This window comes from Mycobacterium sp. PSTR-4-N, assembly GCF_022348085.1.
GTDB lineage: Bacteria > Actinomycetota > Actinomycetes > Mycobacteriales > Mycobacteriaceae > Mycobacterium.
On record NZ_JAKRFN010000010.1, the window covers coordinates 1 to 14650 of the forward strand.

Consider the following 14650-nt stretch of genomic DNA (forward strand, 5'->3'; position numbering starts at 1 on the left):
GGGGCCGCCCGCCGGCCCCGCCGGCCCCGCGGCAGGGCCGCGATGACGTCGGTGGTGCTCTCGATCGGGTCCAACCTCGGCGACCGTGCGGCGCACCTGCAGACGGTCCTCGACGGCCTCGGCGACACGGTCACCGCGGTGTCGCCGGTCTACGAGACGGCGGCGTGGGGTGGTGTCGAGCAGGGCGCCTTCCTCAATGCGGTGGTGCTGGCCGACGACGCGTCGACGGGACCCCACCAGTGGCTGCACCGCGCCCACGAACTGGAGGCGGCCGCCCAGCGGACACGCGAACAGCATTGGGGGCCAAGGACACTCGACGTCGATCTGGTTCAGGTGCGCGACGGTGGCCGCGAGCTCATCGTCGACGACGACGTCTTGACCCTGCCGCACCGGTACGCCCACGTCCGGGCGTTCGTCCTCGTCCCGTGGCTGGCGGTCGCTCCCGCGGCCACGCTGACGGTCGAGGGCCGACCCACCGCCGTCGCGGATCTGCTGGGCGCTCTCGATCCGGCCGAACGCGCCGGCGTGCACCTCACAGAGCACGTACTGACACCCCGGACCGCACGCTGATGGGACCGACGCGCAAGCGCGACCTCGTCGCGGGGGCGGCAGCAGCCGCCGTACTGGGTTACCTGCTGGTGCGGGCCACCTACCGGTACTTCCCGCCGATCACGGTGTGGACGGGCATGTCGCTGCTCGGCGTCGCGATCGCCCTCGCGGGCTGGGGCTTCTACGTCCGGGCGCGTATTCGCGACGGGGAGATCGGCGTCGGTCGCGGTCGGCTGCATCCGTTGGCGGTGGCGCGCTCGGTGCTGATCGCCAAGGCCGCGGCGTGGATGGGTGCGGTCGTGCTGGGGTGGTGGGTGGCTGTGTCGGTCTACGTGCTGCCGCGCCGCGACGCGCTGCGGGTGGCCGCGGCCGACAGCCCCGGAGCCGTCGTCGCGGCGCTCTGCGCGCTGGCGCTGGTCGCGGCGGCGCTGTGGCTGCAGCATTGCTGCCGGTCTCCCGACGACGCCCCGCCCGACGCCGATCCGGCGCCCGGCTGAGGCGTCATCCGGCTTCGTGACCGAATCGCCGCAAGGGTCGACACGCGTGGCGACCTGTGGCGGGTACAGTCGCCCCATGACCGATCCGACCCGTGGCGCCCGCATGCGTCGGGGCGGTCGGCGGCCCGGCTGGATCTTGATGACAGCGTTGCTGGTGCTGGCCATCGCGGCCAGTTCTGCCCTGGTTTTCACTGATCGCGTCGAGTTGCTCAAGCTTGCTGTGATCCTCGCGCTGTGGGCCGCGGTGGTCGCGGCTTTCGTGTCGGTGATCTATCGCAGACAGAGTGACAGCGATCAGGCCAAGGTGCGGGATCTGAAGCTGGTGTACGACCTCCAGTTGGAACGCGAGATCTCGGCGCGCCGCGAATACGAGCTGACGGTCGAGAGTCACCTGCGCCGTGAGCTGGCGAGTGAACTGCGGGCGCAATCGGCCGACGAGGTGGCCGCGCTGCGGGCCGAGCTGGCCGCGCTGCGGGCCAATCTCGAGTACCTGTTCGACACCGATCTGTCGGAGCGCCCGGCACTGGAGCACGATCGCGCCGAGGCGCCGTCCCTGCCCACGGCCGGACGGGTCAGCAGCAGTCGCGTCGACACCGAGGACGCCGACGCCCGCCGGGCCGCCCTCGACACCGACGAGCACTCCCCGGACACCGAAGAGAGCCCGATCATCGACGTCCCCGCCGAACCGCACCCCGACGACGCCTGGCCGCGGGTGCCCGACCCGGCCGAGCCGGTCGGTGGAGCCCACCGGCGCGCCGGGGAGCAGGCCGGGCCCTGGACGCCGCCGACGCCGCCGCCACCTGCGCAGGCGCCGCAGTTCCCGTGGTTGCCGCCGCAGGCCACCCCGGAGCAGTCGGCACCGCCGCCGCCTCGGCCGGCGGATGCTCGCGGCACGTCGGGCACGTGGCAGCCCGCACCCGCCGAAGGACGGTTCATCCCCGCCGGTCAACCGGGTTCGCACTGGTCATCCCCACCTGCACCCCCACCGCAGCCGGAGCCGTCACGCCCCGAGCCCGACGCCGCGCCGGAGTACGTGGGCCGTCGGCGTGCCCCGGAGGCGATGGAGCCCTCCGGGCCGCCCCGGGGCCGGCACTCGTCGGCATCGGAGCCGGAGCCACCCGTCGAGGAGGTCCCCGACGCGCCCGAGGACGAGGACGGCGGCGCGCACACCGGTGGTCAGTCCGTCGCCGAACTGCTGGCGCGGCTGCAGGCGAGTCCGACCGGCGGGGGACGGCGCCGCCGCCGCGAGGACTGATCCGGACGCTGGGTTAGGCTGAGGCCGACCGGTACCCGCCCTGCGGGACCGGACCGACGTGAGAATTCAGCGAGGGCGAACGCGATGGTTGCGATGGTGCAGCCCCCGATCGGTGGGAGTGCTCCCCACGACGGACTCCGCCCCGCCCGGCTGACCGTCGGCGTCGTCTCGGCGGGCAAGGTGGGCGCCGTCCTCGGCGCGGCACTGGAACGGGCCGAGCACGTGGTCGCCGGGTGCAGCGCGGTGTCGCGAGCGTCCCGCGCGCGGGCGGCCCGGTGGTTGCCGGACACCCCGGTGCTGGCCGTCGCCGATGTCGCCGCACGCGCGGAGCTGCTCCTGCTGGCCGTGCCCGATGCCGCATTGGCCGACTTGGTGGCGGGGCTGGCGGCCACGGGTGCGGTACGGCCCAATACGATCGTCGCGCACACGTCGGGCGCCAACGGGATCGGAATCCTCGCGCCGCTGGCCGAACAGGGGTGCATCACGGTGGCGATGCATCCGGCTATGACGTTCGCCGACACCGACGAGGACGTGGATCGGTTGCGCGGCACCTGCTTCGGGATCACCGCCGCCGACGAGATCGGTTACGCGATCGCGCAATCGCTGGTCCTGGAAGTGGGCGGTGAACCGTTTCGGGTGCGGGAGGACGCGCGCACGCTGTATCACGCGGCGCTCGCGCACGGCAGCAATCACGTCGTGACCGTCGTGCTCGATGCGCTGGAGGCGCTGCGGGCCGCGTTGACCGGGCAGGAGCTGCTCGGTCAGGACATCGTCGCCGACGTCCCCGGCGGGTTGGCCGAACGGATCATGGGTCCGCTGGTCCGGGCCTCGGTGGACAACGCACTGCGGACGGGTCAGCGCGCGCTGACCGGTCCCGTTTCCCGAGGGGATGCCGCCGCGGTCGCCGGCCATCTGCAGGCTCTCGAAGAGGTCAATCCTGCTCTCGCGCAGGCATATCGAACGAATTCCCACCGGACGGCCCAGCGGGCGGAGGCGCCCCGCGCCGTCTTCGACGTACTGGCGGAGGCAGAACAGTGATCAAGACGGGACCGACATTCTCCGCAGGAGAACTCAACACCTACCGGAGCCCCACCGAGGTCGCCGACGTGACCCGCGCGCTGCGCGCCACCGGGCGCCGCATCATGCTCGTCCCGACGATGGGTGCCCTCCACGATGGCCACCTGACGCTGATCCGCACCGCAAAGCGGGTGCCCGGCGCCGTCGTGGTGGTGTCGATCTTCGTCAACCCCTTGCAGTTCGGCGCCGGTGAGGATCTCGACGCCTACCCCCGCACCCTCGCCGACGACCTCGACGCGCTGCGCGCCGAAGGGGTGGAGATCGCCTACACCCCGACGGCCCAGGACATGTACCCGCAGGGTCAGCGCACCACCGTGGTGCCGGGACCGCTCGGAGCAGAGCTCGAAGGCTCCTCGCGGCCAACGCATTTCGCCGGAGTGCTGACCGTCGTCGCCAAGCTGTTCAACATCGTGCGGCCCGACCGCGCCTACTTCGGGGAGAAGGACTACCAGCAGCTGACGCTGATCCGGCAGATGGTCGCCGACCTGGATCTGGGCGTGCAGATCCAGGGCGTGCCGATCGTGCGCGAAGCCGACGGGCTGGCGATGTCCTCACGCAATCGGTACCTCGATCCCGTGCAGCGCGAGCAGGCCGGCGCCCTGTCGGCTGCCCTGCTCGCCGGCATGTACGCCGCGGCCACCGGAGTGCCCGCGGCGCTCGATGCCGCCCGCGCCGTGCTGGACGAGGTGCCCGCATTGGAGGTCGACTATCTGGAGGTGCGCGATCCGATGCTCGGGCCCGCACCCGTGGAGGGGCCCGCGCGAATGCTGGTGGCCGCCAAACTCGGAACCACGCGGCTACTCGACAACATCGCGATCGACGTCGGTGCGAGCGCCGGCATCGATGGTCACCCTCGCACCCCGAGCGGTGAGAGCCACGAACTTCCCTGGAGAAACTGAGTGCTGCTCGTCATCGACGTCCGTAACACCCACACCGTCGTCGGACTGATCTCCGGTGCCGGTGATCACGCGAAGGTGGTGTCGCACTGGCGCATTCGCACCGAGTCCGAGGTCACCGCCGACGAACTGGCGCTCACGATCGACGGGTTGATCGGCGACGACGCCGAGCGGCTCACCGGTGCGGCGGGCCTGTCGACCGTGCCGTCGGTGCTGCACGAGGTCCGCGTGATGCTCGAGCAGTACTGGCCCGCAGTGCCCCATGTGCTGATCGAACCCGGGGTGCGCACCGGCATCCCGCTTCTGGTCGACAACCCCAAAGAAGTGGGTGCCGACCGCATCGTCAATTGCCTTGCGGCCTATCAGAAGTACGGCACCGCGGCGATCGTCGTCGACTTCGGGTCGTCGATATGTGTGGATGTGGTCTCGGCCAAGGGTGAGTTCCTGGGCGGCGCCATCGCCCCCGGTGTCCAGGTGTCCTCCGATGCAGCCGCCGCACGTTCGGCGGCGTTGCGCCGCGTCGAGTTGACCCGGCCGCGGTCGGTGATCGGCAAGAACACCGTCGAATGCATGCAGGCCGGCGCTGTGTTCGGGTTCGCCGGGCTGGTGGACGGTCTGGTGAGTCGGGTGCGTTCGGACGTCGACGGCTTCTCCGGCGACGACGTCGCGGTGGTGGCGACCGGGCACGGCGCCCCGCTGGTGCTCGCCGACCTGCGGACCGTTCAGCACTACGACCGCCATCTGACCCTCGACGGGTTGCGTCTGGTGTTCGAACGCAACCGCGACAACCAGCGCGGCAAGCTCAAGGGCGCCCGGTAGCGCTCACCAGCGACTTCGGGGGCGGTGGGCTGGTCATTTAAGCTGGCACGTCGTGACCGACGAATCCGGCAGGCCAGATCTCGACCGTGACGACTCCGGGGACATCGCCGACGACATCCCCGAGCAGTTCCGGATCCGTCAGGCGAAGCGTCAGAAGCTGCTCGACGAGGGACGCGACCCCTATCCCGTCGAGGTCGCCCGCACGCACACCCTCGCCGAGGTCCGTGCGGCGTTTCCCGATCTGGCCGCCGACGAGACGACGGGCCAGGTCGTCGGGGTCTCCGGCCGCGTCATCTTCGCCCGGAATTCCGGCAAGTTGTGCTTCGCCACGCTGCAGGAGGGTGACGGTACCCAGCTGCAGGCGATGATCAGTCTCAACCAGGTCGGCCAGGAGTCCCTCGACGCGTGGAAGGCCGAGGTCGACCTCGGCGACATCGTGTTCGTGCACGGTGAGGTGATCAGCTCCCGCCGCGGTGAGCTTTCTGTGCTGGCCGATTCGTGGCAAATGGCGGCCAAGTCACTGCGGCCGTTGCCGGTGGCTCACAAAGAGATGAGTGAGGAGTCGCGGGTCCGGCAGCGCTACGTGGACCTGATCGTGCGTCCCGAAGCCCGCGCCATCGCCCGGCAGCGAGTCGCCGTGGTGCGTGCGGTGCGGGCGGCGCTCGAGCGGCGCGGCTTCCTGGAGGTCGAGACGCCCATCCTGCAGACCTTGGCCGGTGGTGCGGCGGCCCGGCCTTTCGTCACACACTCCAACGCCCTCGATGCCGACCTGTATCTGCGGATTGCGCCGGAGCTTTTTCTCAAACGGTGTGTGGTGGGCGGATTCGACAGGGTCTTCGAGTTGAATCGGGTGTTCCGGAACGAGGGTGCCGATTCCACGCATTCCCCCGAATTCGCGATGCTCGAGACATATCAGGCGTACGGAACTTATGACGATTCCGCGACCATGACGCGCGAACTCATTCAAGAAGTCGCCGACGAGGCGATAGGTACGCGGCAGGTGCCATTGCCGGACGGCAGCACCTATGACCTCGACGGTGAATGGGACACGGTTGCGATGTATCCCTCATTGTCGGAAGGGCTCGGTGAAGAGATCACGCCGGCGACCGGTGCCGATGAATTGTGGCGCATCGCCGACCGCCTCGGCGTGGAAATTCCCCGCGACCGTGGTTACGGCCACGGGAAATTGGTCGAGGAACTGTGGGAGCACGTGGTCGGCAACACATTGTGGGCGCCCACCTTCGTGCGGGATTTCCCGGTCGAGACCACACCTTTGACCCGTGCGCACCGCAGCATCGACGGCGTCACCGAGAAGTGGGACCTCTACGTCCGTAAGTTCGAGTTGGCCACCGGATACTCGGAATTGATCGACCCGGTGATCCAGCGCGAACGTTTCGAGGCGCAAGCCCGGGCGGCCGCCTCGGGCGATGACGAGGCGATGCTTCTCGACGAGGATTTCCTCTCCGCCCTGGAGTACGGGATGCCGCCCACGACCGGAACGGGAATGGGTGTGGACCGCTTGTTGATGGCGTTGACGGGGTTGGCTATTCGCGAGACTGTTTTGTTTCCCATTGTTCGGCGCCACTCTTAGTCATCGGAGTTCGACGGCTCAGTTCGTCACGCGGTCTTCTGCGGTTGCGATTCCTGCGACATCTGACGTTGTTGAAGGAAAAGCGCATTTATGGCACATTGATCCCGGGGTTCGGGGTCACGGAGTTGCGGGGCAGCGCGTACAGAAGGGCATTGGGCCATGGCGAAAAAAGTCACCGTCACTCTTGTCGATGATTTCGACGGTGACGGCGCCGCCGACGAGACCGTCGAATTCGGTCTGGACGGCGTGAGCTATGAGATCGATTTGTCGGCGAAGAACGCCGCCAAACTCCGCAATGATTTGAACAAATGGGTCGAGGCGGGCCGCCGCGTCGGTGGCCGTCGCCGGGGCCGGGCGGCCGGCACCGGCCGGGGTCGCGCCGCGATCGACCGTGAGCAGAGCGCGGCGATCAGGGAGTGGGCCCGTCGCAACGGTCACAACGTGTCCACCCGCGGGCGCATCCCGGCCGACGTCATCGACGCCTTCCACGAGGCCACCTAGCGGCAACAGCGCGCCCGGTTGCCGGGCGCATTCCGTGGTTCCCGCGGTCGGCGGGCGTTCGCTACCGGCGAAGCCGTCGGCCCTGCTCTGACGAAACGATTCTGCGGGTCGCGACGTTGGACCCTACGGCGCCAGGTGATCGTCCGCCGTTCAGCCCGCAGAGAACCCTTCGCGAACGGGCCGACAGGCGGGGCACCTGTGGCCGCCGCCCATTACAGTGGACGGCAGGTGCGGGCACGCCTTTTGCGTGCGGCACCCATCTATGCGATGGAGAGCAGGTAACCACGGATGTTCGAAAGATTCACCGACCGTGCACGTCGGGTTGTCGTCCTGGCTCAGGAAGAGGCCCGGATGCTCAACCACAACTACATCGGCACCGAGCACATCCTGCTGGGACTCATTCACGAGGGTGAGGGAGTGGCCGCCAAGTCACTCGAGTCGCTGGGCATCTCCCTGGAGGGTGTGCGCAGCCAGGTCGAGGAGATCATCGGTCAGGGCCAGCAGGCGCCGTCCGGGCACATCCCCTTCACCCCGCGTGCCAAGAAGGTGCTGGAGCTCAGCCTGCGTGAGGCGTTGCAGCTCGGCCACAACTACATCGGCACCGAGCACATCCTGCTCGGGCTGATCCGCGAGGGCGAGGGTGTGGCCGCGCAGGTGCTCGTCAAGCTCGGCGCGGAGCTCACCCGGGTGCGCCAGCAGGTCATCCAGCTACTGAGCGGCTACCAGGGCAAGGAGACCGCCGAAGCCGGTACCGGCGGGCGCAGCGGCGAGGCGGGCAACCCGTCGACCTCGCTGGTGCTCGACCAGTTCGGCCGCAACCTGACCGCCGCCGCGATGGAGGGCAAGCTCGACCCCGTCATCGGCCGCGAGAAGGAAATCGAGCGGGTCATGCAGGTGCTGAGCCGCCGCACCAAGAACAACCCCGTTCTGATCGGCGAGCCGGGTGTCGGCAAGACCGCCGTCGTCGAGGGCCTGGCCCAGGCGATCGTGCACGGCGACGTGCCCGAGACGCTCAAGGACAAGCAGCTCTACACCCTGGACCTCGGTTCGCTGGTCGCGGGCAGCCGCTACCGCGGTGACTTCGAGGAGCGCCTGAAGAAGGTGCTCAAGGAGATCAACACCCGCGGCGACATCATCCTGTTCATCGACGAGCTGCACACGCTCGTCGGTGCCGGTGCCGCCGAGGGCGCGATCGACGCGGCCAGCATCCTGAAGCCGAAGCTGGCCCGCGGTGAGCTGCAGACCATCGGCGCGACCACGCTCGACGAGTACCGCAAGTACATCGAGAAGGACGCCGCGCTCGAACGCCGGTTCCAGCCGGTGCAGGTCGGCGAGCCGACGGTGGCGCACACGATCGAGATCCTCAAGGGTCTGCGGGACCGCTACGAGGCGCACCACCGCGTCTCGATCACCGACGGGGCGATCGCGGCGGCCGCCACGCTGGCCGACCGCTACATCAACGACCGGTTCCTGCCGGACAAGGCGATCGACCTGATCGACGAGGCGGGCGCCCGGATGCGTATCCGCCGGATGACCGCGCCGCCGGACCTGCGCGAGTTCGACGAGAAGATCGCCGACGCGCGCCGGGAGAAGGAGTCCGCGATCGACGCGCAGGACTTCGAGAAGGCCGCCAACCTGCGCGACAAGGAGAAGCAGCTCGTCGCGCAGCGCGCCGAGCGTGAAAAGCAGTGGCGCTCAGGTGATCTCGACGTGGTCGCCGAGGTCGACGACGAGCAGATCGCCGAGGTGCTGGGCAACTGGACCGGTATCCCGGTGTTCAAGCTCACCGAGGAGGAGACCACGCGTCTGCTCCGCATGGAAGACGAGCTGCACAAGCGGATCATCGGCCAGGAGGACGCCGTCAAGGCGGTCTCGAAGGCGATCCGTCGTACGCGCGCCGGTCTGAAGGACCCCAAGCGTCCGTCGGGCTCGTTCATCTTCGCCGGCCCGTCCGGCGTCGGGAAGACCGAGCTGTCCAAGGCGCTGGCCAACTTCCTTTTCGGCGAGGACGACGCGCTCATCCAGATCGACATGGGCGAGTTCCACGACCGCTTCACCGCCTCGCGGCTCTTCGGTGCCCCTCCGGGGTACGTCGGCTACGAGGAGGGCGGCCAGCTCACCGAGAAGGTGCGCCGCAAGCCGTTCAGCGTCGTGCTGTTCGACGAGATCGAGAAGGCCCACCAGGAGATCTACAACAGCCTCCTGCAGGTCCTCGAGGACGGCCGTCTCACCGACGGTCAGGGCCGCACGGTCGACTTCAAGAACACCGTGCTGATCTTCACGTCGAACCTCGGAACGTCCGACATCTCCAAGGCGGTGGGCCTCGGCTTCACCCAGGGTGGTGGCGAGAACAACTACGAGCGGATGAAGCAGAAGGTCAACGACGAGCTGAAGAAGCACTTCCGCCCGGAGTTCCTGAACCGTATCGACGACATCATCGTGTTCCACCAGCTGACGCAGGACGAGATCATCAAGATGGTCGACCTGATGATCGGCCGGGTCGGCAACCAGTTGCGGGCCAAGGACATGACGATGGAGCTGACCGATCGGGCCAAGGCCCTGCTGGCCAAGCGCGGCTTCGATCCGGTGCTGGGAGCGCGTCCGTTGCGGCGCACCATCCAGCGCGAGATCGAGGACCAGCTGTCGGAGAAGATCCTCTTCGAAGAGGTCGGACCCGGCCAGCACGTCACCGTCGACGTCGAGAACTGGGACGGCGAGGGTCAGGGCGAGGACGCGGTGTTCACCTTCCACGGTGGGCCGAAGCGCTCCGAGCCGGCAGAGGCTGATCTGGCGCAGGCCGGCGCAGCCGAATAAGCGACACGCCGAACGGGCGGTCACCCACCAGGGTGGCCGCCCGTTTGTCGTTCCTCGAGCCCCCGCGGTTGTGCTGTTTCATCCGCGACTCGCCGCCAAGGCCGTATCGCGATACACACTCGCGACGTGGTCGGCGCCCACAGGCGACCGGCGCGCTCTATGATCCGTATGTCAATCGACGGTAGTCGGAATCTGGTGAGACTCCAGAACGGTCGCGCCACTGTGACAGTCAGACCCGATGCCGTCGGCACCTGCCGACTGGGACGCGACATCCCGGAAAGGACCTCTCATGACCACTCCTGACGCCCCACGGGCTGCGACCCCACGCACAGAGGCGCTCGACTTCTCGGCCACCAAAGCGGCGCTGTGGCTGTCACTGACCGCGTTCCTTGCGCTGGTCGTGCTGTACTTCGTCGGCGTCGACCAGGGTGCGACATCCGTGTTCGGCGACAACATGTACATCCACGAATTCGTCCACGACGCTCGCCACCTGCTCGGATTCCCCTGCCACTGACGGGGCCAGGGGTTACCTGAGAATGGAAAAGCAGATCATCTGGCGCGGAACTCTCTCCGGCGCCATCGCAGGTGTGCTCGCGTTCGTCTTCGCGAAGATCTTCCTCGAGCCGGTCATCGGCCGGGCCATCGACTTCGAGGACGGCATCTCTGCCGCGCACGAGCACATGGACATGGCCACCGAGATGGCCACAGCGGGCGGCCACTCGCACGGTGACGGCGGCGAACTCTTCAGCCGAGGTATCCAGTCGACCATCGGCATGGGCATGGGGGTCCTGCTGTTCAGTGTCGCGATGGGCGCGCTGTTCTCGGTCGTCTTCGCGTTCGCCTACGGCCGTATCGGGAACCTGTCGGCGCGGGCCACATCCGTGGTCGTCGCCGCAGCGATGTTCGTGGCGCTGTGGCTCATCCCGGCGCTGAAGTATCCGCCGAGTCCGCCGGCGACCAGCGACGACGCCACGATCTACCAGCGTTCGATGCTGTACCTGCTGATGGTGGGGCTCTCGGCGTTGCTGATGGTGGCCGCGGTCTACCTGGGTCGTCAGCTGACGTCGAAGCTGGGGGCGTGGAACGCGACGCTCGCGGCCGGCGCGGCGTATCTCGTCGCGGTGTTCGCGCTGATGCTGGTCTTGCCGACGATCAACGAGACGCCCGGGCCGATGGTCGACGACGCGGGAGCCATCGTGTTCCCCGGCTTCCCGGCTGCCGACCTGTACGCGTTCCGGCTCTACTCGCTGACGACCCAGCTCGTCGTCTGGACGACGATCGGGCTGACGTTCGCGGCCATGGTCTCGAAGCTTCTCGGCGAGAAGCGGAAGGACGCGCTGACGGTGTGAGCGAGGTCGTCCGGCTGACACTCGTGTCGCACGGCATGACCGACGCGATGTCAGCCGGACGGTTCCCCACCGACGAACCGCTCAACGTGCTCGGCCGCGGGCAGGTATCCGATGTGCGCGCCGAGCTCAGGGACGCCGACCGGGCCTACTGCGGCCCCGAGGCGCGCGCCATCCAGACCGCCGACGTGCTCGGCGTGCGGGCCGCCGTCGAGCCGAAGCTCGCCGATCTGGACTGCGGGCGGTGGCGCGGGGAGAAGCTCACCCGGGTGCAGCCCGCCGACCTGGCGATCTGGCTGACCGATCCCACCCGGGCTCCGCACGGGGGCGAGAGCGTCGTCGAGCTGATCACCCGGGTGCGAGGGTGGCTGGACTCGCTGACCTCGCAGCACGTCCGCGTCGTCGCCGCGACACACCCGGCCGTCATCCGCGCGGCGCTGCTGGTGGTTCTGGATGCGCCGCCGAAGTCGTTCTGGCGCATCGACATTGCGCCTGCCAGCGCCACGGTGCTGCATTTTCGCGGACACGCCTGGACGCTTCGGACGTGACCGTGGCACCGGTCAGGGTTGGACACTCAGGGTTGGACTAAGCCGAACATCTGCCGGGCGATCGACAACAGCCAGGACGCCGCCGTCGGGCTGCGGTACTGCGACCAGTTGGTCTGCATGCTGACCACCCAGCTCTGGCCGGTGCGGTCGGTGGCGAACCAGCTGAACGTCAGATCGCCGGGCAAATTGCCCGCCTTCGCCGCGATGTAGGGCCACTCCGCGCGGTCCAGGTCGATGCCCGGCACCGCGGTGAGGATGTCGTGCACCGGCGCGGCCTCGGCGGTCGCGTTGCGTTGCAGCGCCGCGTGCAGCCGGCAGATGTCGGCCGCGCTGGCGTACCACTCGGCACCGATGTCCGACGCCGGCATGTGGGTGCGCTGCGGATCCGGTTCGTAGGGGCGCGAATTGGTCTGCTGCAGCAGCTGTGCGCGCCCGGCGTGGTTGGCCTGCTTCCACTGCTCACGCAGGTTCGGCTCGCCCCAGCCCACGGAGAACATCTCGTGCATCGTCGGGAACGGCGTCATGCTGGCCGGGTCGTGGTGGCCGGCGGCAACGAGCGCACGTTCGATCGCTCCCGGGCCCAGTCGCGCGATCAGCAGGTCGGTGGCCATGTTGTCGCTGGCCGAGATCATCTGCTGAGCCGCATCACGCACGGACACCGTCGAGCCGGGAGGCAGCTTGTCGAAGCCCGAGGAGCCGACGGCCTTGGCTTCTTTGGTGATCGTCAGCGGATCGGTCCACGACACCGTGTGCGCTTTCACCGCGTCCGACAGCGCGTAGAGCACGTAGAGCTTGAAGATGGACGCCAACGGCAGCGACATCTCTGTGTTGGTGCCCGCGACCTTCTCGCAGCGGCCGTCGGTCACCTTCGCCACCTGGTAGGAGTACTTCGCGCCCGTCTTGGTGATCTCGGCGTCGACGTCGCTGAACGACGTGATGCGCGGCGGCACCAGGTCGACGGAGAACCGGTCCACCATGCCGGCGTCGTCGGTGCGCAGCTCGATGGTCTGCCCGACCCCGTAGGAGGTCAGTACGTGCAGCGTGGCGCTGCCTGCGCCGACGTCGACCTCGGTGACCGTGAACGGGCGGTCCCACCACATGCGGTCCATCGTCACGCCGACGGCTTCGACGACCTGGGGGGCGGCCAGCGTGCGGATGCCGTTCTCCCCGATGGGCCAGTCGCTGTTGAGCATGTCCATGGTCTGCTTGGCGCGCAGACCCTGGGGGGTGTTGATCTGGATGGGGACGCCGTAGGCGGCGTCGGCGGGAGCGGGCCGGGTGGCGGCGCAGCCGTTCACCAGCGCGGCGACAGCGATGAGTGCGGTCACGCAGGTGAGCGCGCGGCGTCGCGCCCCGGCGCCCCTAGGCCTGCGCGCGGGTTCCTGCAACGTCGAGCACAACCTCGAACTCCAGCAGTGACGCGCCCTTGGCGACGGGGTTGGCACGTTCCCCGGCATGCGCCTCGATGGCGGGTCCGGTGGCCCAGGCCTGGAACGCCTCTTCGGATTCCCACTGGGTGACGACGAAGTACCTGTCCTCGCCCTTGACGGGGCGCAACAGCTGGAACCCGAGGAAGCCGGCCTGGTTGTCGACGGCATGGGCGCGGTGGGCGAACCGCTTCTCCAGCTCGGGTCCGGCGCCGGGCGGGACCTCGATCGCGTTGATCTTCACCACCGGTGTGGTGTTCGCGTTCTGCTCGGACATGGCGTTCAGGCTACCGCGCGCCCGATGCCATGATGACCCCATGGAGCTGCTCACGGCCCACGGCGGTGCGGGGCGCCCGCTGGTGCTGGTCCATGGCCTGATGGGGCGGGGTAGCACGTGGTCGCGGCAGCTGCCCTGGCTCGCCGGCCACGGTCGGGTGTTCACCTACGACGCGCCGTGGCACCGGGGGCCAGAGGTGCCCGACACCCACCCGATCTCGACCGAGCGTTTCGTCGACGATCTGGCCGAGGCGGTCTCCAGTCTGGGCGAACCGGCCGTGCTGATCGGGCATTCGATGGGTGCGCTGCATGCGTGGTGTCTGGCTGCTCAGCGGCCCGAGGTGGTCGACGCGCTGGTGGTCGAGGACATGGCGCCGGACTTCCGCGGCCGCACCACCGGTGCGTGGGAGCCGTGGCTCTACGCACTGCCGGCGGAGTTCGCGTCGGAGGCGCAGGTCATCGAGGCGTTCGGCCCGGTCGCCGGGCGGTACTTCCTGGACGCCTTCGACCGCACCGCCACGGGCTGGCGGCTGCACGGGCAGCCGTCTCGGTGGATCGAGATCGCCGCTGAGTGGGGGAGGCGCGATTACTGGGCGCAGTGGCGGGCCGTCGACGTGCCGACGCTGCTGATCGAGGCCGGCGACTCGGTGACCCCGCCGGGGCAGATGGCGGAGATGGCGCGCACGGGTGCTGAGACGACGTACGTCACGGTGCCCGGCGCCGGTCACCTGGTCCACGACGACGCCCCGATGAAATATCGGGACGTCGTCGAGGCGTTTCTATCGACGTTCGCCGGTGGCGGTTGAGCTGGGCCAGGACGGCTGCCGTTCGAAGCGGGTCCGGATGGCGTCGGCTTCGTGCTCGATGCGCATCAGGTCGCGGTCGTCGGTGAACATCCGCCCGGCCAGTGGTGCGGAGATGCGGAACTGGTCGCGGTGCAGGCGCAGCACGCCGGTGCGGTGAGCTGCCCAGGTGAGGGCCGCAGCGAGGGCGAACGGTGCGGCGAGGATCAGGGAGGTCAGTGCGATGCTCATGGCAGTAATGCTCCGCCTGC

Annotated in this window: 16 protein-coding genes; 13 read left to right on the top strand and 3 right to left on the bottom strand. The window is 68.8% G+C overall.

Annotated features, from left to right (window positions below):
* Nucleotides 1-42 precede the first annotated feature (42 nt).
* From folK to MHN84_RS15160, 12 genes are all read left to right on the top strand, one after another.
* The gene (gene folK / locus MHN84_RS15105) at nt 43-570 is read left to right on the top strand and encodes a 2-amino-4-hydroxy-6-hydroxymethyldihydropteridine diphosphokinase (RefSeq protein ID WP_241205491.1); all 528 of its coding nucleotides are present in this window, start codon (nt 43-45) and stop codon (nt 568-570) included.
* Nucleotides 570-1046, top strand: a complete 477-nt coding sequence (locus MHN84_RS15110) for a DUF3180 domain-containing protein (RefSeq protein WP_241205354.1) — start codon at nt 570-572, stop codon at nt 1044-1046. Before folK ends, MHN84_RS15110 begins: the two co-directional genes overlap by 1 nt.
* A gap of 76 nt (nt 1047-1122) precedes the next feature.
* Complete coding sequence (locus MHN84_RS15115; RefSeq protein ID WP_241205355.1) at nt 1123-2301, top strand: DUF6779 domain-containing protein; 1179 nt, start codon at nt 1123-1125, stop codon at nt 2299-2301.
* A 93-nt stretch (nt 2302-2394) separates the two neighbouring features.
* Complete coding sequence (locus MHN84_RS15120) at nt 2395-3339, top strand: Rossmann-like and DUF2520 domain-containing protein (protein WP_241205492.1); 945 nt, start codon at nt 2395-2397, stop codon at nt 3337-3339.
* Nucleotides 3336-4277 (top strand): pantoate--beta-alanine ligase, encoded by a 942-nt coding sequence (panC, locus tag MHN84_RS15125; protein WP_241205356.1) that lies wholly within the window; start codon nt 3336-3338, stop codon nt 4275-4277. Before MHN84_RS15120 ends, panC begins: the two co-directional genes overlap by 4 nt.
* Entirely contained in the window at nt 4278-5093 is an 816-nt protein-coding gene (locus MHN84_RS15130) for a type III pantothenate kinase (RefSeq protein WP_241205357.1), read from the top strand.
* Nucleotides 5094-5145: 52 nt separating this feature from the next.
* The gene (gene lysS / locus MHN84_RS15135; protein WP_241205358.1) at nt 5146-6684 is read left to right on the top strand and encodes a lysine--tRNA ligase; all 1539 of its coding nucleotides are present in this window, start codon (nt 5146-5148) and stop codon (nt 6682-6684) included.
* A gap of 159 nt (nt 6685-6843) precedes the next feature.
* A complete protein-coding gene (gene lsr2, locus MHN84_RS15140; protein WP_241205359.1) occupies nt 6844-7185 on the top strand; it encodes a histone-like nucleoid-structuring protein Lsr2 in 342 nt (113 codons plus the stop codon).
* Between the two features lie 288 nt (nt 7186-7473).
* Nucleotides 7474-9999: an ATP-dependent protease ATP-binding subunit ClpC gene (clpC1, locus tag MHN84_RS15145; RefSeq protein WP_241205360.1), complete on the top strand. Its 2526-nt coding sequence runs from the start codon at nt 7474-7476 to the stop codon at nt 9997-9999.
* A gap of 289 nt (nt 10000-10288) precedes the next feature.
* Nucleotides 10289-10513, top strand: coding sequence for a CbtB-domain containing protein (locus MHN84_RS15150; protein ID WP_241205361.1), 225 nt, complete (start codon nt 10289-10291; stop codon nt 10511-10513).
* A gap of 22 nt (nt 10514-10535) precedes the next feature.
* Nucleotides 10536-11348, top strand: a complete 813-nt coding sequence (locus MHN84_RS15155) for a CbtA family protein (protein ID WP_241205362.1) — start codon at nt 10536-10538, stop codon at nt 11346-11348.
* Complete coding sequence (locus MHN84_RS15160) at nt 11345-11893, top strand: histidine phosphatase family protein (RefSeq protein WP_241205363.1); 549 nt, start codon at nt 11345-11347, stop codon at nt 11891-11893. Before MHN84_RS15155 ends, MHN84_RS15160 begins: the two co-directional genes overlap by 4 nt.
* Nucleotides 11894-11919: 26 nt before the next feature.
* Here MHN84_RS15160 and MHN84_RS15165 read toward each other — a convergent pair whose 3' ends face one another.
* Together MHN84_RS15165 and mhuD are read right to left on the bottom strand one after the other, a co-directional pair.
* Entirely contained in the window at nt 11920-13221 is a 1302-nt protein-coding gene (locus tag MHN84_RS15165; protein WP_241205364.1) for a serine hydrolase, read from the bottom strand.
* Nucleotides 13222-13255: 34 nt separating this feature from the next.
* Nucleotides 13256-13597, bottom strand: coding sequence for a mycobilin-forming heme oxygenase MhuD (gene mhuD / locus MHN84_RS15170; RefSeq protein WP_241205365.1), 342 nt, complete (start codon nt 13595-13597; stop codon nt 13256-13258).
* A gap of 40 nt (nt 13598-13637) precedes the next feature.
* Between mhuD and MHN84_RS15175 the strand changes: the two genes are divergently transcribed.
* A complete protein-coding gene (locus tag MHN84_RS15175; RefSeq protein ID WP_241205366.1) occupies nt 13638-14402 on the top strand; it encodes an alpha/beta fold hydrolase in 765 nt (254 codons plus the stop codon).
* Here the strand turns inward: MHN84_RS15175 and MHN84_RS15180 are convergent.
* The gene (locus MHN84_RS15180) at nt 14376-14630 is read right to left on the bottom strand and encodes a hypothetical protein (RefSeq protein WP_241205367.1); all 255 of its coding nucleotides are present in this window, start codon (nt 14628-14630) and stop codon (nt 14376-14378) included. The two genes, MHN84_RS15175 and MHN84_RS15180, sit on opposite strands and share 27 nt — an antisense overlap.
* Between the last annotated feature and the right edge of the window lie 20 nt (nt 14631-14650).